General features: G+C 67.1%; 22 protein-coding genes. 10 read left to right on the forward strand and 12 right to left on the reverse strand.

Annotation, left to right across the window (positions count from 1 at the left end):
• The 5 genes from urtE to urtA are packed head-to-tail and all read right to left on the reverse strand — an operon-like array spanning position 1 to position 5,649.
• On the reverse strand, positions 1–693 hold the full coding sequence (urtE, locus tag B0W80_RS11625; protein WP_076999297.1) for an urea ABC transporter ATP-binding subunit UrtE: 693 nt from the start codon (positions 691–693) through the stop codon (positions 1–3).
• Between the two features lie 13 nt (positions 694–706).
• A complete protein-coding gene (gene urtD, locus B0W80_RS11630) occupies positions 707–1,585 on the reverse strand; it encodes an urea ABC transporter ATP-binding protein UrtD (protein WP_076999298.1) in 879 nt (292 codons plus the stop codon).
• Positions 1,582–2,775, reverse strand: a complete 1,194-nt coding sequence (gene urtC / locus B0W80_RS11635) for an urea ABC transporter permease subunit UrtC (RefSeq protein WP_076999299.1) — start codon at positions 2,773–2,775, stop codon at positions 1,582–1,584. Before urtC ends, urtD begins: the two co-directional genes overlap by 4 nt.
• Positions 2,772–4,361 carry an urea ABC transporter permease subunit UrtB gene (gene urtB, locus B0W80_RS11640; RefSeq protein ID WP_076999300.1) on the reverse strand — a complete coding sequence of 530 codons (1,590 nt, stop codon included), beginning with the start codon at positions 4,359–4,361 and terminating at the stop codon, positions 2,772–2,774. Before urtB ends, urtC begins: the two co-directional genes overlap by 4 nt.
• A gap of 13 nt (positions 4,362–4,374) precedes the next feature.
• Entirely contained in the window at positions 4,375–5,649 is a 1,275-nt protein-coding gene (gene urtA / locus B0W80_RS11645) for an urea ABC transporter substrate-binding protein (protein ID WP_076999301.1), read from the reverse strand.
• Between the two features lie 220 nt (positions 5,650–5,869).
• On the opposite strand from urtA, the gene B0W80_RS11650 reads away from it, so the two are divergent.
• Entirely contained in the window at positions 5,870–6,145 is a 276-nt protein-coding gene (locus tag B0W80_RS11650) for a helix-turn-helix domain-containing protein (RefSeq protein WP_076999302.1), read from the forward strand.
• Positions 6,146–6,147: 2 nt separating this feature from the next.
• Positions 6,148–7,488, forward strand: coding sequence for a type II toxin-antitoxin system HipA family toxin (locus B0W80_RS11655; protein WP_076999303.1), 1,341 nt, complete (start codon positions 6,148–6,150; stop codon positions 7,486–7,488).
• Between the two features lie 34 nt (positions 7,489–7,522).
• Here B0W80_RS11655 and B0W80_RS11660 read toward each other — a convergent pair whose 3' ends face one another.
• From B0W80_RS11660 to ppk2, 3 genes are all read right to left on the reverse strand, one after another.
• Positions 7,523–8,125: a lipase family protein gene (locus B0W80_RS11660; protein WP_076999304.1), complete on the reverse strand. Its 603-nt coding sequence runs from the start codon at positions 8,123–8,125 to the stop codon at positions 7,523–7,525.
• 244 nt (positions 8,126–8,369) lie between these two features.
• Positions 8,370–9,416, reverse strand: coding sequence for a PHB depolymerase family esterase (locus tag B0W80_RS11665; RefSeq protein ID WP_076999305.1), 1,047 nt, complete (start codon positions 9,414–9,416; stop codon positions 8,370–8,372).
• 76 nt (positions 9,417–9,492) lie between these two features.
• Positions 9,493–10,410, reverse strand: coding sequence for a polyphosphate kinase 2 (gene ppk2 / locus B0W80_RS11670; protein WP_076999306.1), 918 nt, complete (start codon positions 10,408–10,410; stop codon positions 9,493–9,495).
• 148 nt (positions 10,411–10,558) lie between these two features.
• Here ppk2 and B0W80_RS11675 point away from each other — a divergent pair, with 148 nt between their 5' ends.
• The 8 genes from B0W80_RS11675 (at position 10,559) to B0W80_RS11710 (ending at position 18,545) form a co-directional block, all read left to right on the forward strand.
• Positions 10,559–12,187, forward strand: a complete 1,629-nt coding sequence (locus B0W80_RS11675; RefSeq protein WP_076999307.1) for an inorganic phosphate transporter — start codon at positions 10,559–10,561, stop codon at positions 12,185–12,187.
• 22 nt (positions 12,188–12,209) lie between these two features.
• Positions 12,210–13,253: a transporter gene (locus B0W80_RS11680; protein WP_373038561.1), complete on the forward strand. Its 1,044-nt coding sequence runs from the start codon at positions 12,210–12,212 to the stop codon at positions 13,251–13,253.
• 101 nt (positions 13,254–13,354) lie between these two features.
• On the forward strand, positions 13,355–14,209 hold the full coding sequence (locus B0W80_RS11685) for a 3',5'-nucleoside bisphosphate phosphatase (RefSeq protein WP_076999309.1): 855 nt from the start codon (positions 13,355–13,357) through the stop codon (positions 14,207–14,209).
• A 26-nt stretch (positions 14,210–14,235) separates the two neighbouring features.
• On the forward strand, positions 14,236–15,153 hold the full coding sequence (locus B0W80_RS11690; RefSeq protein WP_256856552.1) for a DMT family transporter: 918 nt from the start codon (positions 14,236–14,238) through the stop codon (positions 15,151–15,153).
• 45 nt (positions 15,154–15,198) lie between these two features.
• Positions 15,199–15,834, forward strand: a complete 636-nt coding sequence (locus tag B0W80_RS11695) for an L-threonylcarbamoyladenylate synthase (protein WP_076999311.1) — start codon at positions 15,199–15,201, stop codon at positions 15,832–15,834.
• A gap of 46 nt (positions 15,835–15,880) precedes the next feature.
• Positions 15,881–16,540 (forward strand): site-2 protease family protein, encoded by a 660-nt coding sequence (locus B0W80_RS11700; protein ID WP_076999312.1) that lies wholly within the window; start codon positions 15,881–15,883, stop codon positions 16,538–16,540.
• Between the two features lie 5 nt (positions 16,541–16,545).
• Positions 16,546–17,946: a tryptophan--tRNA ligase gene (locus B0W80_RS11705; protein WP_083745323.1), complete on the forward strand. Its 1,401-nt coding sequence runs from the start codon at positions 16,546–16,548 to the stop codon at positions 17,944–17,946.
• Positions 17,943–18,545: a LuxR C-terminal-related transcriptional regulator gene (locus B0W80_RS11710; RefSeq protein ID WP_076999313.1), complete on the forward strand. Its 603-nt coding sequence runs from the start codon at positions 17,943–17,945 to the stop codon at positions 18,543–18,545. The genes B0W80_RS11705 and B0W80_RS11710 overlap by 4 nt, the downstream gene beginning before the upstream one ends.
• Positions 18,546–18,670: 125 nt before the next feature.
• Here the strand turns inward: B0W80_RS11710 and B0W80_RS11715 are convergent, their stop codons facing one another.
• The 4 genes from B0W80_RS11715 to B0W80_RS11730 all read right to left on the reverse strand — a co-directional run bounded on the left by B0W80_RS11715 (position 18,671) and on the right by B0W80_RS11730 (position 23,159).
• The gene (locus B0W80_RS11715) at positions 18,671–20,107 is read right to left on the reverse strand and encodes a HAMP domain-containing sensor histidine kinase (RefSeq protein ID WP_256856548.1); all 1,437 of its coding nucleotides are present in this window, start codon (positions 20,105–20,107) and stop codon (positions 18,671–18,673) included.
• Between the two features lie 187 nt (positions 20,108–20,294).
• Positions 20,295–20,504 carry a hypothetical protein gene (locus tag B0W80_RS11720; RefSeq protein ID WP_076999314.1) on the reverse strand — a complete coding sequence of 70 codons (210 nt, stop codon included), beginning with the start codon at positions 20,502–20,504 and terminating at the stop codon, positions 20,295–20,297.
• 79 nt (positions 20,505–20,583) lie between these two features.
• Entirely contained in the window at positions 20,584–22,479 is a 1,896-nt protein-coding gene (locus B0W80_RS11725) for a sensor histidine kinase (protein ID WP_076999315.1), read from the reverse strand.
• Positions 22,467–23,159 carry a response regulator transcription factor gene (locus B0W80_RS11730; RefSeq protein ID WP_076999316.1) on the reverse strand — a complete coding sequence of 231 codons (693 nt, stop codon included), beginning with the start codon at positions 23,157–23,159 and terminating at the stop codon, positions 22,467–22,469. Before B0W80_RS11730 ends, B0W80_RS11725 begins: the two co-directional genes overlap by 13 nt.
• Positions 23,160–23,210: the final 51 nt, after the last annotated feature.

Here is a 23,210-nt window from a genome sequence, read left to right on the forward strand (position 1 = left end):
TCAGATCGCGACCAGCTGCCGCACGCCCTGGGCTTCCATGTCCTTGCCCAGGCCGCGTGCGATGACCTCGCCGCGCTCCATCACCAGGTAGTCGTCGGCCAGCGCCTCGGCGAAGTCGTAGTACTGCTCGCACAGCACGATCGCCATGTCGCCGCGATCGGCCAGCATGCGGATCACGCGGCCGATGTCCTTGATGATGCTGGGCTGGATGCCTTCGGTCGGCTCGTCGAGCACCAGCACCTTGGGGCCGGGCGCCAGGGCCCGCGCGATGGCCAGCTGCTGCTGCTGGCCGCCGGACAGGTCGCCGCCGCGGCGGTTCTTCATCTGCTTGAGCACCGGGAACAACTCGTACAGCTCGCCGGGAATGGGCGTGCCGGCCGAGCGGTAGGCCAGGCCCATGCGCAGGTTCTCCTCGACCGTGAGCCGGGCGAAGATCTCGCGGCCCTGCGGCACGAAGCCCAGGCCGGCGCGGGCGCGCTCGTAGGGGGTCCATTTCTGGATGGGGGCGCCGTCGAATTCGATGCTGCCGCTCTTGATCGGCACCAGGCCCATGAGCGACTTGAGCAGCGTGGTCTTGCCGACGCCGTTGCGGCCCAGCAGCACGGTGACCTTGCCCGCGTGCGCCTCGAAGCTCACGTCGCGCAGGATGTGCGAGCCGCCGTAGTACTGGTGGATGTTCTTGACCTTGAGCATGTCCTGCCTTTTCTCAGCGGCCGAGGTAGACCTCGATCACCCGCTCGTCCGCCTGCACTTCGTCGAGCGTGCCTTGCGCGAGCACCGAGCCGTCGCACAGCACGGTCACGATCTCGGAGATGGTGCGCACGAAGCTCATGTCGTGCTCCACCACCATCAGCGAATGCTTGCCCTTGAGGTGGAGGAAGAGTTCCGCCGTGCGTGCCGTCTCTTCATCGGTCATGCCGGCCACCGGCTCGTCCAGCAGCAGCAGCTTCGGGTCTTGCATGAGCAGCATGCCGATCTCGAGCCACTGCTTCTGCCCGTGGCTCAGGTTGCCGGCCATGCGCGACACGCTGTCGGCCAGGTGGATGGTGTGCAGCACCTCGGCCAGCTGGTCGGATTGCGCGGAATCGAGGCTGAACAGCATCGACGACTTCACGCCCTTGTCGGTCTTGAGTGCCAGCTCCAGGTTCTCGAACACGGTCAGGTGCTCGAACACCGTCGGCTTCTGGAACTTGCGCCCGATGCCCAGTTGCGCGATCTCGGCTTCCTTGTGGCGCAGCAGGTCGATGGTGCTGCCGAAAAACACGGTGCCTTCGTCCGGCCGCGTCTTGCCGGTGATGATGTCCATCATCGTGGTCTTGCCCGCGCCGTTGGGGCCGATCACGCAACGCAGTTCGCCCGGTGCGATGTCGAGCGACAGCTTGTTGATCGCCTTGAAGCCGTCGAAGCTCACGCTGACGTCTTCCAGGTAGAGGATGCGGCCGTGCGTGACGTCGACTTCGCCCGGCGAAGCATGGCGGCCGTAGCCGGCCTCGCGGCCGCCGGATTCGGTGAGCTGGCCGGCCGCCCCCGGATAGGCATGGCGGGCAATGCGCTCGGCGCCGGCTTCCATCAGGTCCGGTGTCATGCCCGTGCTCCCTCTGCCGGCAGCGCGGCGGGCTCGACGCCCTGCTCCACTGCCACCGAGCGCTGCTTCGGCTCCTCGGCAACGACCTTCCTCTCCCGGCCCACCCACTTCTTGACCAGGCCCACGACGCCGTTCGGCAGAAACAGCGTGACAGCAATGAACAGCGCCCCCAGAAAGTACAGCCAGTACTCCGGATAGGCCACGGTGAGCCAGCTCTTGGCCCCGTTGACGATGAAGGCGCCGACGATCGGCCCGACCAGCGTGGCCCGCCCGCCCACGGCGGCCCAAATGGCGATCTCGATCGAGTTGGCTGCGCTCATCTCACCCGGGTTGATGATGCCCACCTGCGGCACGTACAGCGCGCCGGCCACGCCGCACATGACGGCCGAGATCACCCAGATCGTCAGCTTGTACGGCAGCGGGTTGTAGCCCGAGAACATCACGCGCGACTCGGCATCGCGGATGGCCTGCAGCACGCGGCCGAACTTGCTGCCGATCAGCCACTTCGAGAGCAGGAAGAAGCCCAGCAGCGTCAGTCCGGTCAGCGTGAACAGGGTCATGCGCATCTCCTGCGTGGCGATGGGCGTTCCCAGGATGCGCTTGAAGTCGGTGAAGCCGTTGTTGCCGCCGAAGCCGGTTTCATTGCGGAAGAACAGCAGCATCGCCGCGAAAGTCATGGCCTGCGTGATGATCGAGAAGTACACGCCCTTGATGCGGGAGCGGAACGCGAAGAAGCCGAAGACGAAGGCGACGACGCCGGGCACGGCGATGATGAGGACCAGCGTGGCCACGAAGCTGTCGCTGAAGGTCCAGTGCCAGGGCAGCGTCTTCCAGTCGAGGAACACCATGAAGTCCGGCAGGTCGCTCTTGTAGTTGCCGTCGCGGCCGATCTGGCGCATGAGGTACATGCCCATCATGTAGCCGCCCAACGCGAAGAAGAGGCCATGGCCCAGCGACAGGATGCCTGTGTAGCCCCAGATCAGGTCCATGGCCAGCGCGCAGATGGCATAGCACATGATCTTGCCGACCAGCGCGACGGCGTAGTCGCTCATGTGCAGCGCGCTGCCGGCGGGCACCAGCAGGTTGAGCACCGGCGCCAGTGCGCAGACAGCGATCAGGGCGACGAAAAAGGCCGTCCAGCCCTTGCCGCTCAGAAGCGGCGCCTTGGAAGGAAGTACGACCCCGCTCATGCCTCTGCACTCCGGCCCTTGACTGCGAAGATGCCCTGCGGCCGCTTCTGGATGAAGATGATGATGAAGACCAGCACCGCGATCTTCGCGAGCACCGCGCCGGCCCAGCCTTCGATGAACTTGTTGAGCACGCCCAGGCCCAGCGCCGCGTAAACCGTGCCTGCGAGTTGGCCGACGCCACCCATCACGACCACCATGAAGGAGTCGACGATGTAGCTCTGGCCCAGGTCGGGGCCGACGTTGCCGATCTGCGAGAGCGCGCAACCCGCCAGGCCCGCGATGCCGGAACCGAGCGCGAATGCATAGGTGTCGATGCGCGCCGTGTTCACGCCCATGCACGAGGCGATCGGCCGGTTCTGCGTGACGCCGCGCACGAAGAGACCCAGGCGCGTGCGGCCGATCAGCCAGCCCATGGCCAGGAGCACGAGCACCGCGAAGATGATGATGCAGATGCGGTTCCAGGGCAGCTGCACGTTGCTCAGCATGGTGAGGCCGCCGCTCATCCAGCCAGGGTTTTCGACACCCACGTTCTGCGCGCCGAAGAGCGAACGCACGAGCTGCTGCAGCATCAGGCTGATGCCCCAGGTGGCCAACAGCGTTTCGAGCGGCCGGCCGTAGAGGAAGCGGATCACACCACGTTCCAGCACCGCGCCGACCAATGCCGAGGCCATGAACGCGACCGGGATCGCAGCCACCAGGTACCAGCCGAAAGCGGCCTCGGGCATGTAGCGCTGGAACACGCCTTGCATGACGTAGGTGGCGTAGGCGCCGATCATCATCAGTTCGCCGTGCGCCATGTTGATGACGCCCATCAGGCCGTAGGTGATGGCCAGGCCCAGCGCGGCCAAAAGCAGCACCGAGCCCAGGCTGATGCCGCTGAACACCGCGCCGATGCGCTCGCCCCAGACCAGCGACGCGTCGATGGATGCGATGGCGGCGCCGATGGCCGACTTCACCTCGGCGTCCTGTTCTTCGCCCAGGCGCTCGTTGAGCAGCAGCTTGGTGTCGGGGCTCTTGCTTTCGCCGAGCGCCTTGATGGCATCGATGCGTCGCGCCTTGTCGGGGCTGGAGAGCATGCTCGCGGCACGCACGAGCTCGAGCGTGGCCTTGATGCCTGCATCGGACTCCGCCGCCAGCGCTTTCTCGACCAGCGGAAGGCGCGATTCGTCGGGCGAGCTCAGCAGGCCCTTGGCACCCTCCGCACGCACCGCGGCGTCGGGGCTGGCGAGCTTGAGCGCGGCCTGCGCAGCGTCGAGCGCGCTGCGCATCAGGTTGTTGTTGATGACCTCTTCGGCGTCGTCGGGCAGCTTGAGTTCTGCACCGGTGACGGGGTCATAGCCCTTGTCGTCCTTGACGACGAAGACCTTGTCGGCCGTGTAGCGGACCGCATTGTCGGACATGGCCTGGATGAAGTCCGCGGTCTTCTGGTCGGCGTTGGTCACCGCGCGGTTCAGCGCGGCGACGCGCGCCTCGGTGTCACCCGAGGCGATGGCTTTCGCCTCGTCGATGGTGAGGGCCACCGCGTGGCCCGCACACAGCACTGCCGCCGCAGCGAACAATCCCTGAACAATTCGCTGTAGCAGCATGCGTTCGTCCGCCTTACATCTTGGACTTGCCGTCCGGCTCGTCCTTCTTCTTGTCGTTGCCCTCGATGTAGGGGCTCCACGGCTTGGCCTTGACCGGTGCCGGCGTCTTCCACACCACCTTGAACTGGCCGTCGGCCTGCACTTCGCCGATGAACACGCTCTTGTGCAGGTGATGGTTCTTCTCGTCCATTTTCGAGACGATGCCCGAGGGCGCAGTGAAGGTCTGGCCGGCCATGGCGGCGATCACCTTGTCGGTGTCGGTGCTCTTGGCCTTCTCGACCGCCTGCTTCCACATGTGCACACCGATGTAGGTGGCCTCCATCGGATCGTTGGTGAGCGGCTTGTCCTTGTGGCCGGCGATGTTCTTGGCCTTGGCGTAGTCGCTCCACTGCTTGATGAAGGCGGTGTTGGTCGGGTTCTTGATCGACATGAAGTAGTTCCATGCCGCCAGGTGGCCCACCAGCGGCTTGGTGTCGACGCCGCGCAGTTCTTCTTCGCCCACCGAGAAGGCGACCACGGGCACGTCCTTGGCCTTCAGGCCGGCGTTGCCGAGTTCCTTGTAGAAGGGCACGTTGGAGTCGCCGTTGATGGTCGACACCACGGCCGTCTTGCCGCCCTGCGAGAACTTCTTGACGTCGGCGACGATGGTTTGATAGTCGCTGTGGCCGAAGGGCGTGTACTTCTCGTCGATGTCGCTGTCCTTCACGCCCTTGCTCTTCAGGTAGGCGCGCAGGATCTTGTTGGTGGTGCGGGGGTACACGTAGTCGGTGCCCAGCAGCACCCAGCGCTTGGCGCCGCCGCCTTCCTTGCTCATCAGGTAGTCGACCGCCGGAATGGCCTGCTGGTTGGGCGCGGCACCGGTGTAGAACACGTTCTTGCTGAGCTCTTCACCCTCGTACTGCACGGGGTAGAACAGCAGGCCGTTCATTTCCTCGACCACCGGCAGCACCGACTTGCGCGACACCGAAGTCCAGCAGCCGAAGATGACCGAGACCTTGTCCTGGCCCAGCAGCTGCTTGGTCTTCTCGGCGAAGAGCGGCCAGTTGGAGGCGGGGTCGACGATCACCGGTTCGAGCTTCTTGCCCATCACGCCGCCCTTGGCGTTGATCTCGTCGATGGCCATCAGCACCGTGTCCTTGAGCACGGTCTCGGAGATGGCCATGGTGCCCGACAGCGAGTGCAGCACGCCGACCTTGATGGTGTCGGCCGCGAAGGCCGGCACGACGGAAAGGCTGGCGAGCGCGACGGCGGCCGTGAGCGCCTTGAGAGTGAAACGGCGTTCTTGCATGAGACTCTTCTCCTCTAGGTGTGAATCGATGGGAGGAGTCTGCGGTCGAGCGCGCCCTGGAGCTATACGCCGGGTGGCGTACAGGCAGGCGACCAGTGCACGCGCACCGGGTCACCATGACCCATGGAATGGGTATTTTTCAATTTACCTTCCATGTTGGTAAATTGCACTTTACCCGCTTCATCGATAAACTGCCGTTATTCGTCTTGCGGATAAAAACATGCGGCAACTGCTTTCCGTTTCTTCGCAATTGGGTCCGTGGATCAAGGCCGCCCGCCGCGAGGCGGGGCTGTCGCAGGAGCAGCTCGCATCGAGGCTGGGCATTAGCCAGAGCCGGATCTCGCACATGGAGCTTCACCCCGGCACCCTCAGCGTCGAGCAGCTGCTCTCCATCTTCTCCGTGCTCGGCCTCGAGATCATGATCGGACCCAAGCCCTCCGGCGCACCGCCCGGTCTGGCACTGGCGGCCCGCGAACCCGCCCCTCCGGAGTGGTAGCCATGGGCCGCAAATCGCACGCACGCACGCTGTCGATCTGGGCCAACGGCGAACGCGTCGGCCGCTGGCACATGCCTGGCCGAGGCGAAGACGAACTGGTCTACGACGCGAACTGGCTGCGCTCCGCAGCCGGGCGGCCCTTGTCGCTGTCTCTACCGCTCATCGCGAACGCCGTGCATCGCGGCGACGCCGTGCGGAACTACTTCGACAACCTGCTGCCCGACAGCATCCCGATCCGGGAACGAATCGCAAGGCGCTTCCGGACGGGCTCGGCCGACACCTTCGATCTGCTCCAGGCCGTCGGGCGCGATTGCGTCGGCGCCATCCAGTTGCTGGGCGAGGACGACACACCCTCGGGCGTCGAACGCATCGAGGCAACGTCGCTGACCGAGCAGGACGTCGAGCGACTGCTCCAGCACGCCGTCGATCCCGGGCCCGCCGGCACGCCGAACACGGCAGAAGACGAACTGCGTATCTCACTCGCCGGCGCACAGGAAAAGACTGCGCTCCTATGGCACAGCGGCCAGTGGCTGCGGCCGCACGGCGCGACGCCCACCACCCACATCCTCAAGCTCCCGCTGGGCCTGGTCGGCCACCGCCGTGCCGACTTCAGCACCTCGGTGGAAAACGAATGGCTGTGCCTCAACATCCTCCAGGCCTACGGCGTGCCCGCGCCCGACTCGGCGATCCTGCGCTTCGGCGCGCAGAAGGTGCTGGCCGTGGAGCGATTCGATCGCCGGTGGCATTCGTCGGGCCGCTGGCTGCTGCGGCTGCCGCAAGAAGACTTCTGCCAGGCGCTGGGCCTGCCTTCGCACCTGAAGTACGAAGCCGACGGCGGCCCCGGCATGCTGGCCCTGGCCGGCGTGCTGCGCCAGTCGGCCGAGGCGCGCCGCGACCTGGGGACATTGCTCACGGCGCAGATTCTTTTCTGGATGCTCGGCGCACCCGATGGCCACGCCAAGAACTTCAGCATCCGCCTGCAGCCGGAGGGCCGCTACCGGCTCACGCCGCTCTACGACGTGATGTCGATCTGGCCGGTGGAGGGCAACGGCCCGAACCAGTTCTCACGCCACGAGGCCAAGCTGGCCATGGCGGTGCTCGGCAAGAACAAGCACTACCATTTCAAGACCATCCAGCGCCGGCACTTCAACGAGACGGCGCGCAAGTGCCTGTACGGCAACGATGCCGAAAACTTGGTCCAAGCCATCCTGGCGCGCACGCCGCAGGTGATCGCCCAGGTGGCGGCGCAGCTTCCCGCGGGATTTCCGCAACGGGTCGCGGACACCATCCTGAAAGGCCTCGCCGATGCGGCGCGGCGCCTCGAAGCCATGCCACCGTCCTAGTGCCTGGACCTCAACCAGAACCTGGGGGCCAAGCCTAGAAATACGCCCGCGCGTAATTGATCGGCGCATGGTCCGCCAGGTCGCGCAGCAGCACCGCGCCGCGCTTCCACGCATGGTCGACCACGTAGCTCGCCCGGCCCTTGGCGCGGTCGCTTTCGATGAACCCGACGTCCGGGTTGTGCATGGGCTGCCCGTCGCAGCTGATGTAGCAGGTGGGCCCTGCATGAGCATAGAGCGAGAAGGCCGGCGGGAGCTGCGTGACGATGTCGCAGCCGTTGACCAGCCTCAGCATCTCGACGTCGGCGAGCGCGGCCACGAACGCCGTGTTGCCGACGCGCGGCCCACCCAGGGTGACGATCAGGTTCGGCGGCATCACGGTGGCGATCAGCGTCGCGAGCGCGCCGCCGAGGCTGTGGCCGCAGAAGATCAGCGCACGGCGGCTTGCGCCCTCCCCTGCATCGAGCCATTCGCGCACGGCCGGCAGCAGGGCACGCGCCGCGCGTGCGAAACCGGCGTGCACCCGGCCGCCGCTCTCGGGCCAGTCGACCTGGTTCGCCTGCAGGCTGGTGGCGATGTCGCGAATCTCGTCGGGCTGGGTACCGCGGAACGCGACCAGCGCCGTGCCGTCGGCATGCATCGCCGCGAAGGCGAAGCTGTGCGTGCCTTCGTGCGTGATGAGCGTCGGGGCGCCGAAGCCGCGGAGGCCAGTGCGTCGGCCAGGCGCCGGTGCTCGGCTTCGGAGAGCTCGGCCCGGTAGTAGGCCAGCCGCGCGGCCTCGATCGCCCATTGGGCGTCGCTGAGGCTGCGGCCGGGCTCGAACAGGGTGTCGTGGCGCTCGGGCGAATAGAGCGCGGTGCGGCTGGGGTCGTAGGCGATGCCGCTCATGAATCGATCGCCTTGAACTGCTTGGTCACGAAGCCCCAGATCAGCCGCGAGGCATTGGGCCCGGCGGCATCGCTGAAGGGCAGCCGCGGCGCGCCGCCGCTCCACGCATGGCCGAGGCCGGCGATTTCGCACAGCGTGACGAAGGTGCGGCCCTCGCGCTTGAATTCCGTCACCCGCATGGGATGCCGCTTGCCGCGCTGCACGGTGCGTTCGATGCCGGGCCGGGCACCGGTGGCTGCAGCCCACACGGTAGCCGTGCTCATCGCATTGCTGGCCGACACGACGATGTCCACATCGCCATGCAACACCAGCAGCGGCGGCAGGGTGGTGAAGACGGCTGCAGCGCCCATCGCCTTGCCCACCGCAGTGACGGGCATCGGCGGCACCTGGCGGCCCCGCATGGCGCTCAGCGCGGTAGCCGACGAACGGGCGGCGCCGGGCGCCACGCCCGAGTGCATGGCCGCGGCCTTGAAGCGCGCCGGGTAGCGCGTGGCCATGAGCGCCGCCATGCCGGCGCCGGCGGAGAGCCCGGCAACGGCGACACGGTCGCGGTCGATCGGGTAGAGCACCTTGACCTGGTCGACCGCCGCCATGAGCGTCGCGGCCTCGGCGTCGGCCTTGCCGGAGCGCCGGTCGTACCAGTTCCAGCAGCCCTGCGGATTGACCAGCCGGTCCTGCTCGGGGTACAGCACGAAGAAGCGTTCGCGTGCCGCGATGAGGTTCATGCGGGTGCTCGCGGCGAAGTCACGCCCCGTCTGGCCGCAGCCGTGCAGCATGACCAGCAAAGGCAGGCGCTCCCCCACGACAACCCCCGGCGGCCGGTACAGGTGATAGCGGCGCGCACCGCCGGGGCCGATGGCGAGCCCGGAGAGCCAGTCGCCCGGCCCACGCGGGGGCTTGATCTGTTCGGCTGCGGCGCGCTGCACCTGGGTGGCGATGCGCTTGCCGCTGCGCAGCGTGGCCTTGGTGAGCGCGCTTACCCCGCGCTGGTAGGCGCGGGCGAATGCGGAGGCGGCGGACGTGGACGAGCGGCGACGAGCCATGGTGCGAGAGCGGGAACTGGCCGCACCTTAGCAGCTTCCGGGCCGCGGGCAACCCGGCCGAAGAAGGCTCGAAGGCTCAGTACACCTCGGGCACGATCATCGCGGCCGGCACCGGCTGGCGCAGGTAGTCGGCGTGGCGCACGCGAGCCGGCAGCTCGATCGGCGGATGCGGCACCTCGTGGTAGGGCATCTGCCCCAGCAGGTGGCTGATGCAGTTCAGGCGCGCCTTCTTCTTGTCGACCGCCTGCACCACCCACCAGGGGGCTTCGGCGATGTGGGTACGCTCGAGCATGGTTTCCTTGGCCTTGGTGTATTCCTCCCAACGGCGGCGGGATTCCAGGTCCATCGGGCTGAGCTTCCACTGCTTGAGCGGGTCGTGGATGCGGCCGAGGAAGCGCATGTGCTGCTCTTCGTCGGTGATGGAGAACCAGTACTTGATCAGCTTGATGCCGGAGCGCACCAGCATGCGCTCGAAGTCGGGCACCGTGCGGAAGAACTCTTCGTACTCGTCGTCGGTGCAGAAGCCCATCACGCGCTCGACGCCGGCGCGGTTGTACCAGCTGCGATCGAACAGCACCATCTCGCCCGCAGCCGGCAGATGCGACACGTAGCGCTGAAAGTACCACTGCGTGCGTTCGCGGTCGTTCGGTGCGGGCAGCGCCGCCACGCGGGCCACGCGGGGGTTGAGCCGCTGGGTGATGCGCTTGATCACGCCGCCCTTGCCCGCCGCATCGCGGCCTTCGAACAGGATCACGACCTTCTGGCGCGAGTGCTGCACCCAGTCCTGCAGCTTGACCAGTTCGCCCTGCAGGCGGAACAGCTCCTTGAAGTAGGCCCGGCGCGCGTCCTTGTCGGTCGCGTTGCCGGATTCGAGCTCTTCCACGTTGCGGTCCTCGATCTCGAGTTCAAGTTCCTCGTCGTAGCTGTCGATCAGGTCGCGCGCGATGCGCTGCACCAGCTCGTCTTGGTTGCTCAGGGTGGAAGGCAGCGTCATGGCAGGGCGGGGGAATACAGGAGGAAGACCCATCCTGCCCCTGCGAAATGACGAATTGGTGACAGACTGAAAGCCCTGCCCGCGTCGTCACAACACTGACATACGGCGCGAACAGCATGGCGCGAAGCTTCACAACATCTCCAAGACCATGAGCTCGATCGTCGCCGAAACTTCGTCTGCGGCCGCTTCGGCCGCGGGCCGCCCGCAGCTCGACAGCAAGCCCGGAGCGGCCACCCTGGTGGTCTTCGTCGGGCTGCTGGCAGCAGGGCTGCTATACACGGCCTGGAGCCTGGCCCAGGACGTGACCGCCACGGGCACTCCGATCACCACCTACGTACCCTTCATCCTGCTCGGCGTGGCCTTGCTGATCGCGCTGGGCTTCGAGTTCGTCAACGGCTTCCACGACACCGCGAACGCCGTCGCGACCGTGATCTACACCCATTCGCTGCCGCCCAATTTCGCGGTCGTGTGGTCGGGCTTCTTCAACTTCCTCGGCGTGCTGGTCTCCAGCGGCGCCGTGGCCTTCGGCATCATCTCGCTGCTGCCGGTGGAACTGATCCTGCAGGTGGGCTCGGGCGCCGGCTTCGCGATGGTGTTCGCACTGCTCATCGCGGCCATCGTCTGGAACCTCGGCACCTGGTGGCTGGGCTTGCCGGCCTCGTCGTCGCACACCCTGATCGGTTCGATCATCGGCGTGGGCGTGGCCAACGCGCTGATGCACGGGCGTGACGGCACCAGCGGCGTGGACTGGGCACAGGCCACCAAGGTGGGTTATTCGCTGCTGCTGTCGCCGCTGGTGGGCTTCTGCTGCGCGGCGCTGCTGCTGCTGGCCCTGCGCGCACTGGTGAAGAGCCGCGAGCTCTACGAAGAGCCGAAGGGCAACGCCCCGCCGCCCTGGTGGATCCGCGGCATCCTGATCCTGACCTGCACCGGCGTGTCCTTTGCGCACGGTTCGAACGACGGCCAGAAGGGCATGGGCCTGATCATGCTGATCCTGGTCGGCACGGTGCCGATGGCCTATGCGCTCAACCGCGCGATGCCGGCCGACCAGACGGTGCAGTTCGTCGCCGTCGCCGAGCTGGCGCAGAACGCGCTGGTGCGCAGCGCGTCGGGCGCCGTGCCCGCGCCGCAACCGGCGCAGGCGCGCGACACGCTCTCGACCTATGTCCGCACCAAGGAATTCGGGCCAGCCGTGGTGCCGGCCGTCGCGGCCATCACCGGCAGCATCGGCGCGCAGGTGCGCGAGCACGGCTCGCTCGCCGCCGTACCGGCCGAGAAGGTCGCCAACGTGCGCAACGACATGTACCTCGCCTCCGAAGCGATAAGGCTGCTCGACAAGAGCGGCGCAGCAAGGTTGGACGAGGATGCCAAGGCCAAGGTCGACGCCTTCCGCAAGGAGATCGACGACGCGACCAAGTTCATTCCCCTGTGGGTGAAGGTGGCGGTGGCCATCGCGCTGGGCCTTGGCACCATGGTGGGCTGGAAGCGCATCGTCGTGACGGTGGGCGAGAAGATCGGCAAGACGCACCTGACCTATGCGCAGGGCGCTTCGGCCGAATTGGTGGCCATGGTCACGATCGGCGCGGCGGACATCTACGGGTTGCCGGTCTCGACGACCCAAGTGCTTTCGTCGGGCGTGGCCGGCACCATGGCAGCCAACAGATCGGGGCTGCAGATGGCCACGCTGCGCAACTTGTTGCTGGCCTGGGTGCTGACGCTTCCGGCCGCGATCATCCTGTCGGGCTCCCTATATTGGCTGTTCACGCATTTCTTCTGAGTTTTCTTCCGAGTTTCCGCTCCTGAACCGCCCCGTCCTGCCCTCGCCCCGGGATATCGCGTCCGCCCCCTACGGCGGCGACGAAGCCGGCCTGATCTGCGGCTACCTCTTCGACGCGACAGCCGACGATTCGGCGCGTGCCATCGACTCGAACGAAGTGGCCGACTGGCTCGCGCAGCAAACGGTGCCCGAGGGCGCCTATCTGTGGCTGCATTTCAACCTGAGCCATGCGCAGGCGGAGCGCTGGCTTCATCGCCATGCTCGGCTGGCCGACACCTTCTTCGAGACCCTCAAAGACGGCATGCATTCCACCCGCATCGAGCGGGCCGACGATTCGCTGATCGCCGTGATCAACGACGTCCATTTCGACTTCAGCTTCGAACCGTCGGACATCTCGACCCTGTGGATCAACGTCGGCCAACACCTGGTGGTGACGGCGCGCACCAAGCCGCTGCGTTCGGTCGATGCGCTGCGCACGGCCGTGAAGGCGGGCGATGTGCCGCTGTCGAGCGCCGAGTTGCTGGAGCACCTGCTGCGCGTGCAGGCCGATGTGCTGGTGAACGTGGTGCGCGGCGTGACCGCCCGCGTCGACGCGATCGAGGACGACTTGCTGATCGGGCGACTCGACCACAAGCGCGCGCGGCTGGGCGAGATGCGGCGGCTGCTCGTGCGGCTGCAGCGCCTGCTGGCACCGGAGCCGGGCGCGCTGTTCCGCCTCTTGCAGAAGCCGCCGGAATGGCTGGCCGAGGACGATGCGCAGAAGCTGCGCGGCGCGACCGAGGAGTTCTCGGTGGTGCTGCGCGACATGGGCGCATTGCAGGAGCGCATCAAGCTGCTGCAGGAAGAAATCGCCGCCAACGTCAACGAGGACACCAGCCGCAGCCTGTTCGTGCTGACCGTGGTGACAGTACTCGCACGCCCGATCAACATCCTGGCTGGCCTGTTCGGCATGAACGTCGGCGGCATTCCGCTGGCCGAAAACAAGCATGGGTTCTGGATCCTGCTGGCGATCGTGATCACATTCACCGTGGTCGCCGCCTGGGTCGCGTTTCGCCGCAAACGGTGAAAGCACCCGCCGGCGCCCCTTGTTTGCTACGCATTCGATAGCGCGAGGGGCAGCCGCCATGCGCCCTGCAAGCCCATGCAAGAAAGAATAAGATTCGGGGCGTGTCTTCCATCCTGAACGCCGACCTGCATTGCCACTCCGTGGTGTCCGACGGCACCCTGACGCCCGAGGCCCTGGCCGCCCGCGCAGCCGCCAACGGCGTCGAACTGTGGGCGCTGACCGACCACGACGAGATCGGCGGCCAGCACCGTGCCGCGGCCGCGGCACGCAGCCACGGCATGAAGTACCTCACCGGCACCGAGATCTCGGTGACCTTCGCCAACGAGACCGTGCACATCGTCGGCCTGGGCTTCGACCCGGACGATGCGGCCATCAGCGAGGGCCTGTACGACACGCGCGGTGGCCGCGGCCGGCGGGCGCAGGAGATGTCGGAAGGCCTGGCCAAGGTGGGCATCCAGGGCGCCTACGAAGGCGCGCTCAAGTACGTGGGCAATCCCGAGCTCATTTCGCGCACCCATTTCGCCCGCTTCCTGGTCGAGCAGGGGCACTGCCGCGACACCTCCGAGGTGTTCCGCAAGTTCCTGACCGAAGGCAAGCCCGGCTTCGTGCCGCACCGCTGGGCCGCGTTGAAGGACGCCGTGCGGTGGATCACCGAGGCCAAGGGCCTCGCCGTCATTGCGCATCCGGGCCGCTACAAGTTCACCGCCAACGAGGAATACGCCTTGTTCCTGGAGTTCAAGGAACACGGCGGGCGGGCCATCGAGGTGGTGACGGGCAGCCACACGACGGCCGAATACACCGAATACGCCGACAAGGCCCTCGAGTTCGGCTTCGCCGCCTCGCGCGGCAGCGACTTCCACAGCCCCGACGAGAGCCATTGCGACCTGGGCCAGCTGCCCCTGCTGCCCGGGAAGCTCACCCCCGTGTGGGAGCTGCTGCAAGACCGCATCCAGTGACGGGTCCGACCACGACCACCGGCGGCCTGGACGTCCGGAAGAGTTCGCGCGACATCGAGTCGGAACGCATTCTCGCCGGCATCGGCCTGGTGCTGCTGGCCACGGCCTGCTTCGCCACGCTCGACACGGCGACCAAGCTGTCGACCGCGGGCGTGCCGATCTTGATGGGGGTGTGGTTCCGCTATGCGTTCCAGGCCATCGCGACCACCGTCGTGCTGCTGCCGCGCGAAGGCGCTGCGCTGCTGCGGACGCGGCATCCAAAGTTTCAGCTCCTGCGGGGCGCGCTGCTGCTGACGTCGAGCACGCTGGCCTTCTTCAGCCTGCGGTACATGCCGGTGGCTGAATTCACCTCGATCGTGCTGATCGCACCGCTGGTCATCACGCTGCTGGCCGCCATCACGCTCAACGAGCAGGTGTCGCCACTGCGTTGGGCCTTGGTGGCGGGTGGCTTCGTCGGCACGCTGGTCATCCTGCGGCCCGGCGGCGAGGCGCTGAGCTGGGCCGTGCTGCTGCCGATCGGTCTGGTGCTCACCAACGCGTGGTTCCAGGTGCTCACGAGCAAGCTGGTGCGCACCGAGAACCCGCTGACGATGCACTTCTATACCGGTTGGGTCGGCACGCTGATGGCCTCGCTGGCCCTGCCCTTCGTGTGGACCTCGCTGCCGGGCTGGGAATGGTGGGCGCTGCTGTGCCTGATGGGCTTCCTGGGTACCGTGGGGCACTTCATCCTGATCCTGGCCTACCAGCGCGCCCCTGCTTCCACGCTCACGCCGTACCTCTATGCGCAGATCGCCTTCGCCATGCTGGGCGGCTGGGTCATGTTCTCGCAGGTGCCGGACCGCCTCTCGCTGATCGGCATGGCGCTGATCGCCGTCTGCGGCGCGGCCGGCGCCTGGCTTACCGTGCGCGAGCGGCGGGTGCCGATCGAACCTGCGGAGTCGTAGCGGGCGAGCCCGATCCTTGCTACGCGGCACAATGCAACGAGCACCATGGCCCAGTTTTTCGAACTCCACCCCGACAACCCGCAACAGCGCCTGCTGAAGCAGGCCGCCGCCCTGCTGGCGCGCGGCGAGATCGTGGCCGTGCCGACCGACTCGAGCTATGCGCTGGCCTGCCACCTCGACGACAAGGACGCGGTCGACCAACTGCGGCGCATCCGGCAGGTGGACGAGAAGCACCACCTCACGCTGCTGTGTCGCGACCTGAGCGAACTGTCGAGCTACGCGCGTGTGGACAACAAGCAATACCGCCTGCTGAGAGCCGCCACGCCGGGGCCCTACACCTTTCTGCTCGAAGCCACCAAGGAAGTGCCGCGGCGCGTCAGCCATCCGCAACGCAAGACCATCGGCCTGCGCGTGCCCGACCACAAGGTGCTGGGCGAACTGCTGATGCTGCACGGCGAGCCGCTGCTGGCCACCACGCTGATTCCGCCCGGCGAGACCGACGCACTCAATGACGCCCAGGCCATCCGCGACCGCTTCGAGAAGCAGATCGGTGCCGTGATCGCCTGCGGCGCCTGCCCCTCGGAACCGACCACGGTGGTCGACCTCACGCCGATGGGCACGGGCGGCGAGCCGGTGCTGGTTCGACAGGGCCGCGGATCGCTCGCACCGCTGGGGTTGTGAACTTTTGCGCTGCTTCGCGCGCGGAGCCGTCTGAGACAATCGCCCGGTGGATATTTCGAACCTGATTGAAACGGTGCTCATCTATGCGCTGCCCGTGATCTTCGCGATCACCGTGCATGAGGCAGCACATGGCTACGTGGCCCGTTACCTGGGCGACCAGACGGCCTGGATGATGGGCCGCGTGACGTTGAATCCGGTCAAGCACATCGACCCGCTCGGCACCATCGTGATGCCGATCGTTCTCTATATCGCCACGTCCGGCAATTTTCTTTTCGGCTACGCGAAGCCAGTGCCCGTGAACTTCGGGCGCCTGCGGCATCCCAAGCGCGACATGATCTGGGTGGCGCTTGCGGGCCCGGCGTCGAACTTCGTCCAGGCGATCTTCTGGGCGCTCGTATTCGTTGCGTTGCCCGCGGCCGGCGTCACCGAGCGCTTTTTTCTCGAGATGGCGAAAGCCGGGGTGCTCGTCAACCTCGTGATGTGGGCCTTCAATCTCTTTCCCTTGCCCCCGCTCGATGGCGGCCGCGTGCTGGCCGGCCTGTTGCCGCGAGGTGGCGCGCAAAATCTACTCGCCCGCATCGAGCCCTACGGATTCTTCATCGTCATGGGCCTGGTCATCGCCGGCATCGTCGGCACCTGGTGGCTGCGCCCGCTGATGATCGCCGGCTACACCGCCATCAATTTTCTGATCTCGCCTCTGCGCTGAGCCCCATGGCAAGCACTTCCAACCCCTCCACCGTGCGCTTCCTCACCGGCATCACCACCAGCGGCACGCCGCACCTGGGCAACTACGTCGGCTCTGTGCGCCACTCGGTACGCTTCAGCCGCCAGGCCCACGTCCAGAGCTTCTACTTCCTGGCGGACTACCATGCGTTGATCAAGGTCGACGAGCCCGCGCGCATACAGCGGTCCACGCTGGAGATCGCCGCCACCTGGCTGGCCTGCGGGCTCGATCCGGAACGCGTGACCTTCTACCGCCAGTCCGACATCGTCGAGATCCCCGAGCTGACCTGGTTCCTCACCTGCGTGACGGGCAAGGGCATCCTCAACCGGGCCCATGCCTACAAGGCCCAGATGGACAAGAACGTGGCGCGCGGCGAAGACCCGGATGCCGACGTCAACGCCGGCCTCTTCATGTACCCCGTGCTGATGGGTGCCGACATCCTGATGTTCAACGCCCACAAGGTGCCCGTGGGCCGCGACCAGGTGCAGCACATCGAGATGGCGCGCGACATGGCACAGCGCTTCAACCATCTGTACGGCGAGCATTTCACGCTGCCCGAGGCCGAGATCGACGATGCGGTGGCCACCCTGCCTGGCCTCGACGGCCGCAAGATGAGCAAGAGCTACGACAACACGATCCCGCTCTTCACCCCGCGTGCCCAGTTGCAGAAGCTCATCGCCGGCATCGTGACCGACTCGCGCGCACCCGGCGAGCCCAAGGACACCGAAGGCTCGGCGCTGTTCCAGATCTACCAGGCGTTCGCCGACGCGCAGGAAACCGAGGCGCTCAGGCGCGCTTTCGCCGACGGCATTGCCTGGGGCGAGGCCAAGCAACTGTTGTTCGAGCGCATCGACCGCGAGGTGGCGCCCTTGCGCGAGCACTACGACGCGCTCATCGGCGACCCGGGCAAGATCGAGCAGATCCTCCTGGCCGGCGCCGAGAAGGCGCGTGCCATCTCGCGTCCCTTCATGGCCGACCTGCGCCATGCCGTGGGCCTGCGCAACCTGGCTGCGAGCGCCGGCAAGGGTGCCGCCAAAACCAAGACGGCGAGAGCCGCCAAGCCCTCGTTCAAGCAATACCGTGAGAAGGATGGGCTTTTTTATTTCAAGCTGCTCGACGAAAGCGGTGTACAACTGTTACAAAGCTTGAGTTTCGCATCGCCGCAGGACGCGGGCCGAGCCATCGGCACGCTTCGAGCGCAGCGCGGCGCGGCTCTCGCACTGCTCGCTGAGCAGTTGGAACCGGTCGACAATGCGAACACGCGTGCAATCGAGGACGCGCTGGAGGCGCTGGCGGCCGATGCCGCCGGCGATAAGAGCCAAGGGACGATATCGCGCGACACAACGACCGGCGGGGCCGGAGCGCACACAGTGAGAAATGAGCCATGAGTATCTATGTCATCGACGACCACCCCTTGATGCGCGACGCGATCGTGATGGTCTTGCGGCGCCTGCGGCCCGCCGAGACCATCGTCGAGCTGGAGCGGCTCGACAAGCTGGCCAGCGCGGTCAAGCAGCATGGCGAACCCAACCTGTTCTGCCTCGACCTGAAGCTGCCTGACGTGACCGGCGTCTCCGGCGTGCTCGCGGTCAAGAAAATCTATCCCGACGTGCCTGTCGCCGTGTATTCGGCCTCGCCGGCGGGTGACATGGAAGAGGCCTGCATCGAGGCCGGTGCCGACACCTACATCGAGAAGTCGGCCAGCTCCGCCGAGCTGACCGCCGCGCTGCGCGGCCTGCTGATGGCCGACACCGAGGTCGAAGAACCGGTCACCGCCACCAACAGCAAGTTGTCGAAGCGCCAGACCCAGCTGATCGCCATGCTCGACCAGGGCATGAGCAACCGGGACATCGCCACCGAACTCGACATCAGCGAGCACACGGTGAAGGTGCACCTGTGGCGCCTGTTCCGCCGCCTTGGCGTGAAGAGCCGGACCCAGGCATTGCATCACGCGCGGACCAACGGTTTGCTCTCGAGCAGTAACTAGCTCTCCCCCAGGCTCCCCCACTTCGTGTGGTCCGCCAACCCCCTCACCGGGGGCGACACCAGCGGCCCGGCAAAGCCGGTTCCGCGGTGTCCACGAACGAAAAGACCGCCGCTGGCGGTCTTTTTTTATCCGACTGCGCCGGAGATTCGCGTTTGAGCTTGTGACTCGTCGGCGTCATGCAGCGCGACGCGGAACACGCTGCCGCGGCCAAGCCTGGAGCGCACGCTGACGGGATGCCCCAGCGCGTGCGACAGCCGCGCCACGATCGCCAGGCCCAGGCCGAAGCCGTCCGAGGTGCCGGCATGGTCAGCCACCTTGTAGAACTCCAGGAAAACGTCGCGCAGATGCTCGCGCGCGATGCCGATGCCGGTGTCCCACACCTCCACCCGCAGCCCGTCGCGGGTGTGGCGCGAAGCGAGCAGCACGCCGCCCTCGGCCGTGTACTTGATGGCGTTGGCCAGCAGGTTGCCGATCATGCGGCGCACGCGAATCGGGTCGGTCAGCACCGTGCCGGAGCTCACGTGCATGCGAAAGCTCAGGCCCTTGGCCTCGGCGACGGGGCGGTACTGCAGTTCGAGGTCGTGCAGCAGCTGGGCCACGTCCACCCGCTCGATGTGCAGGCGCACCTGGCCCGAGTCGATGCGTGCCAGGTCGAACAAGGAGTCGAACAGCGCATTGACCGCGTGCGTGGCTCGAACGATCTTGGGCGCGATCTCGGCCACCAGCTCAGGTTCGTTGCGCAGCCAGTCGGCGTAGAGCGACAGCGCCAGCACGGGCTGGCGCATGTCGTGGGCCGCGCTGGCCAGGAAGCGGTTCTTCATCGCCACCGCCGACACCGCCGCCTGGCGCTGCTGCGTCAGCGAGTTGATCAGAATGTGGTTGTGAAAGAGCAGCTCGAAGCTGTTGCGCGCGGTTTCGTGGATGCGCCGGCCGGCCCTCAGCAGCAGCCACCAGTGCAGCCCTGGCAGCAGCAGGAAGCCGTAGTGGAAATGCGGCCGCTCGAAGTTGAGTTCGATCACGCGGAACACGATCGCCACCAGCATGGTCACGAACAGCGTGTTGACGTAGCGCTTGAGCAGCGGCGGATGCAGCGCCAGCCCGTTGAGCGGAAAGGTGGCGACGCCGGCCACGATGAGCCAGCTCATGAACTGGTTCACGAGCGGCGTGCGCTCGAAGAAGATCAGGATCGACAAGCCCCAGGCGAAGGCACTGGCGCTCCAGAGGTATCGGTAGCGCTCGATGAAGTACTGCTGCGCGGCCGAGTCGCGGTCGGCATAGTGCCGGCCGTACACCTGCTCGCCCCAGATGCGGCAGCCGGTCGCGCCGATGCCGATGGCCAGCCACGCGAAAAGCTGCCAGGGCGGCACGTGGCCCCAGCTCAGGCCCACCATGGCCGGCATCAGCGCCGCGGCCAGCAGGTAGGAGCCGCGCGAGGCCCGCATGAGGCTGCGGATCAGTTCCCCGCGAACCCACGGTTCAGCCTCGTCGGCCGAGGCCGGCGCAGGCGTCAGGCTGGCGAAGGACGAATTGCCCAGCCCGGCGAAGGACGAATTACCCATCATGCGCGCGGTCCCTCTTTTCCCAGGTCGGCTATGAATGCGGCCATAAAAAAAGCCCCTTGTTCGAGGGGCCCCTGCTCGCGGCTCTGAGGCACGCTGTAAAAAAATCCGGCAGCGGGTGCGGCACGACGGCCCTGCCCGCGAATGCGCGGCCTGGCTGCGATCTTAACTGCGGCGCGGCGCCGCCGAGCTACGCGCCGCCGAAGTAGCGCATGGCCGTGCGGCCGAGCGGCGTCAGCGCGATGACCACCGCGCCGGCCTGCGCCGCACCCTGCGGCTCGAATTCCGCTTTCACATATCCCGCATCGCGAAGGATGCGCAAGTCCTCGATGTCCGCCTGTGAATCGAGCGTCATCGGCAACGAAGCGCCGGCAATTTTTCTCAGCAGCTCGTAAGCCATCCCCGTCCTCCACTGGATTCGTTCGTCTTGTTGGTCGGCATTTTGGCGCATGCCGGCGCTCCGCCACCGCGCTCCCGGATCAGGCTTTTCCCTGAGCGCCGGGCCATTCGAGGACTACCGCGGTACCCCCCTCCCGCCCGCCTCCGATCTGCAAGGCCGCACCGATGGCGTCGGCGCGCGCATGCATGTTGGCGATGCCGCGACCGGCGGCGGCCGGCGCCTCGCCGCTTCGCATGCCGCTGCCGTTGTCTCTGAGTTCGATGCGCACCTTCGGCGACGGCCCGTCCTGCCAGCTCGCAAGCAGCGCGATGCGCGTGGCCCTGGCGTGCTTGAGGACGTTGGTGAAGGCCTCCAGCAAGATCCGCTGAAGCTGCAACGAGGCTTGCGCGTTGAAGGCCGCGATCGGCGGCAGCTCCACCACGTCCCAGTCCAGCGCAATCCCGGCCGCGTCGAGCCGAGGCTGCAGGCGGTAGCGCAGCGTGGCGAGCATGGTGGGCAGGTCGTCGTGCATGGGCTGCAGGGAGTCGACCGCCATGCGCATCTCGTCGAGCGCCTGCTGCACGTGTTCGGTGAGCACGTCGGTGCGCGCATCGCGCTGCGTCACCAGGTTCAGCAGCCCGACGAGCTGCGAGCCGACACCGTCGTGGATCTCGCGCATGATGCGCTGCCGCTCGAGCAGCACCACCTGCTCCTCCTGCTGCGTGCGCAGTGTCTCGAACGCGGCACGCAGTTGCTGTTCGCGCTCCGCCACCCGCTGCGACAGCTCGGCATTGAGCACCCGGTAGTCCGCCACCAGCCCGCTGTATCGCTCGACCACCAGCCCGGCGAGGATCAACACGAAGAAGAAGATGGCGTGCGAGGTCAACGTGAACTCGGCGCCGCCGAACAGGCCGGCACGCACAGCCAGCAGATCGTGCGCGCCCGCCATCACGGCCAGGCTGCCGGCGCCCATCAGCACCCATGCGATGCGCCGGCGGCTGCCGAAGGCCTCGCGCACCACCACCGGCAGGCAGACGGCCGCCGCCAGTTCGAGCAGCGTCAGGCCGATGGTCCAGAGCACGGGCCGCGACAGCGCGAACGAGGCCGCTGCCAGCACCACCGCCGTACCCAGAGTGGCCTGGATCGTCCTGACCAGCCAGGGCGGGTTGCGTCCCAGCACCAGCAGCACGAAGCGCGCGATGAGCGCGATGTGGCAGGCATATCCGATGGCCACCAGTGCGCCCCACAGCGGCCAGGGCACCGGCACGTCGACCCAGGCGCGATCCAGATTGCGGATCACGCCGGACAAGGCGGCCAGGCTGAAGCAGCCGTAGAGCACGTCGCGCTGCCGCCACCACAGGCCGGCCGCCAAGCCGCCCATCAGCAGCAGGCTCACCGCATAGACCACCGAGGACGTGTGCCGCCAGCGACGCTGCGCGACCTGGACGGCCTCCATGGCCGTCTCCGGGCCGTAGCGCACCACGCCCAGGCCGCCACCGCGCTGGCGTTGCATGCTCGCCTCGACGAGCAGTTCGTTGGGCTGCGAGGCGCGCAGCAGCACGGCCGGAATGCGGAGCAGGTGGCTCGCCTTGGCCGCGTCGTGGCCCGGGTCGCCCAGCGTGCCGAGCTGCGCGATGACCACGCCGTTGAGCGACACCCGGGCCTGGTTGCCGGTACCCGAGAGGACCAGGGCCTGCGGCTCGCCATTCGCGCCGGCGCCGGGCGGCAGCTCGATCCGGTAGCGCGCCGTCCCGCCGCGGCCCGGAAACTCGTGGTCCCATCGAAACGGAAGTTCGATGCGCCGCTCGCTGGCAGGCAGCCCCTCGGGCTGGAATGAGGCGATCGCCGAATTCGACACCGATCCCTGGGCCAGCGCCTGCGCCGGCATCGCCAGGACCATGCAGGCCATGAAAGCCACGAAGGCCAAGGCGGCCGTGGCCCACCGGCCCCGCCTGCGGCACAAATGCGCGAAGCGCGCCACGATCAGGGAAGCCACCCCAGGTTGCGGGCCTCGAACACGGCTTCCGACTTGTTGTGGACGTCCAGCTTGCCGTAGATGTTGCGGATGTGCGTTTGGACGGTGGTGATCGACACCCCCATCCGCCCCGCCACCTCGAGGTAGGGAAAGCCGCGCGAGACCAGGTCGAGCACCTCGAACTCGCGCGGCGACAGGCGCTCGGTCGCAGCGCTCGCGCTCGGGACACCCGCAGGCGCCAGCGTCGGCGCAGGCGTCGGCATCGGTGGCTTGTTCGACTGCCAGCGCCGCAGCAGCTGCCGGGCGATCACCGGCGACATCGGCGAGCCGCCCGCGCGCAGGTTGCGGATGTGCGTCGCGAGGTCGGCCTCGGTTCCGTCCTTCAGCAGATAACCGCTGGCGCCGGCCTCGAAGGCCTGCACCATGTTGGCCTCGTCGCCGAAGATCGAGATCACCATCACCGCGCAGGCCGGCTGGGTGCGCCGGCATTCGCGGATCACCTCCAGCCCCGAACGGTCGGGCAGGCCCAGGTCGACCAGCAGCACGTCGACCGGGTTGTCGGCCAGCCAGGCCAGGATGTCGCGCGCGCTGCCCGCGCCGTGCACGAGCGCCAGCGACGGATCGGCGCGGATCACGCGCGAGATGCGTTCCCGCATCGAGCAGTCGTCTTCGACCAGGGCGACTTGGGTGGGCGGCATCATGAACGACGTAGGGGATGTGGAAACGAAGGCCCGCGCATTGTTCATGGCCTG

This window comes from Variovorax sp. KK3 (genome assembly GCF_001984055.1).
In the GTDB taxonomy this organism is placed as follows: Bacteria; Pseudomonadota; Gammaproteobacteria; order Burkholderiales; family Burkholderiaceae_C; genus Variovorax.

Excerpts from the sequence above, each read along its gene's own strand:
- urtE (WP_076999297.1), bottom strand. The coding sequence starts at position 693 with ATGCTCAAGGTCAAGAACATCCACCAGTACTACGGCGGCTCGCACATC.
- urtD (WP_076999298.1), bottom strand. The coding sequence starts at position 1,585 with ATGACACCGGACCTGATGGAAGCCGGCGCCGAGCGCATTGCCCGCCAT.
- urtC (WP_076999299.1), bottom strand. The coding sequence starts at position 2,775 with ATGAGCGGGGTCGTACTTCCTTCCAAGGCGCCGCTTCTGAGCGGCAAG.
- urtB (WP_076999300.1), bottom strand. The coding sequence starts at position 4,361 with ATGCTGCTACAGCGAATTGTTCAGGGATTGTTCGCTGCGGCGGCAGTG.
- urtA (WP_076999301.1), bottom strand. The coding sequence starts at position 5,649 with ATGCAAGAACGCCGTTTCACTCTCAAGGCGCTCACGGCCGCCGTCGCG.
- B0W80_RS11650 (WP_076999302.1), top strand. The coding sequence starts at position 5,870 with ATGCGGCAACTGCTTTCCGTTTCTTCGCAATTGGGTCCGTGGATCAAG.
- B0W80_RS11655 (WP_076999303.1), top strand. The coding sequence starts at position 6,148 with ATGGGCCGCAAATCGCACGCACGCACGCTGTCGATCTGGGCCAACGGC.
- B0W80_RS11660 (WP_076999304.1), bottom strand. The coding sequence starts at position 8,125 with ATGCATGCCGACGGCACGGCGCTGGTCGCGTTCCGCGGTACCCAGCCC.
- B0W80_RS11665 (WP_076999305.1), bottom strand. The coding sequence starts at position 9,416 with ATGGCTCGTCGCCGCTCGTCCACGTCCGCCGCCTCCGCATTCGCCCGC.
- ppk2 (WP_076999306.1), bottom strand. The coding sequence starts at position 10,410 with ATGACGCTGCCTTCCACCCTGAGCAACCAAGACGAGCTGGTGCAGCGC.
- B0W80_RS11675 (WP_076999307.1), top strand. The coding sequence starts at position 10,559 with ATGAGCTCGATCGTCGCCGAAACTTCGTCTGCGGCCGCTTCGGCCGCG.
- B0W80_RS11695 (WP_076999311.1), top strand. The coding sequence starts at position 15,199 with ATGGCCCAGTTTTTCGAACTCCACCCCGACAACCCGCAACAGCGCCTG.
- B0W80_RS11705 (WP_083745323.1), top strand. The coding sequence starts at position 16,546 with ATGGCAAGCACTTCCAACCCCTCCACCGTGCGCTTCCTCACCGGCATC.
- B0W80_RS11710 (WP_076999313.1), top strand. The coding sequence starts at position 17,943 with ATGAGTATCTATGTCATCGACGACCACCCCTTGATGCGCGACGCGATC.
- B0W80_RS11715 (WP_256856548.1), bottom strand. The coding sequence starts at position 20,107 with ATGATGGGTAATTCGTCCTTCGCCGGGCTGGGCAATTCGTCCTTCGCC.
- B0W80_RS11720 (WP_076999314.1), bottom strand. The coding sequence starts at position 20,504 with ATGGCTTACGAGCTGCTGAGAAAAATTGCCGGCGCTTCGTTGCCGATG.
- B0W80_RS11730 (WP_076999316.1), bottom strand. The coding sequence starts at position 23,159 with ATGATGCCGCCCACCCAAGTCGCCCTGGTCGAAGACGACTGCTCGATG.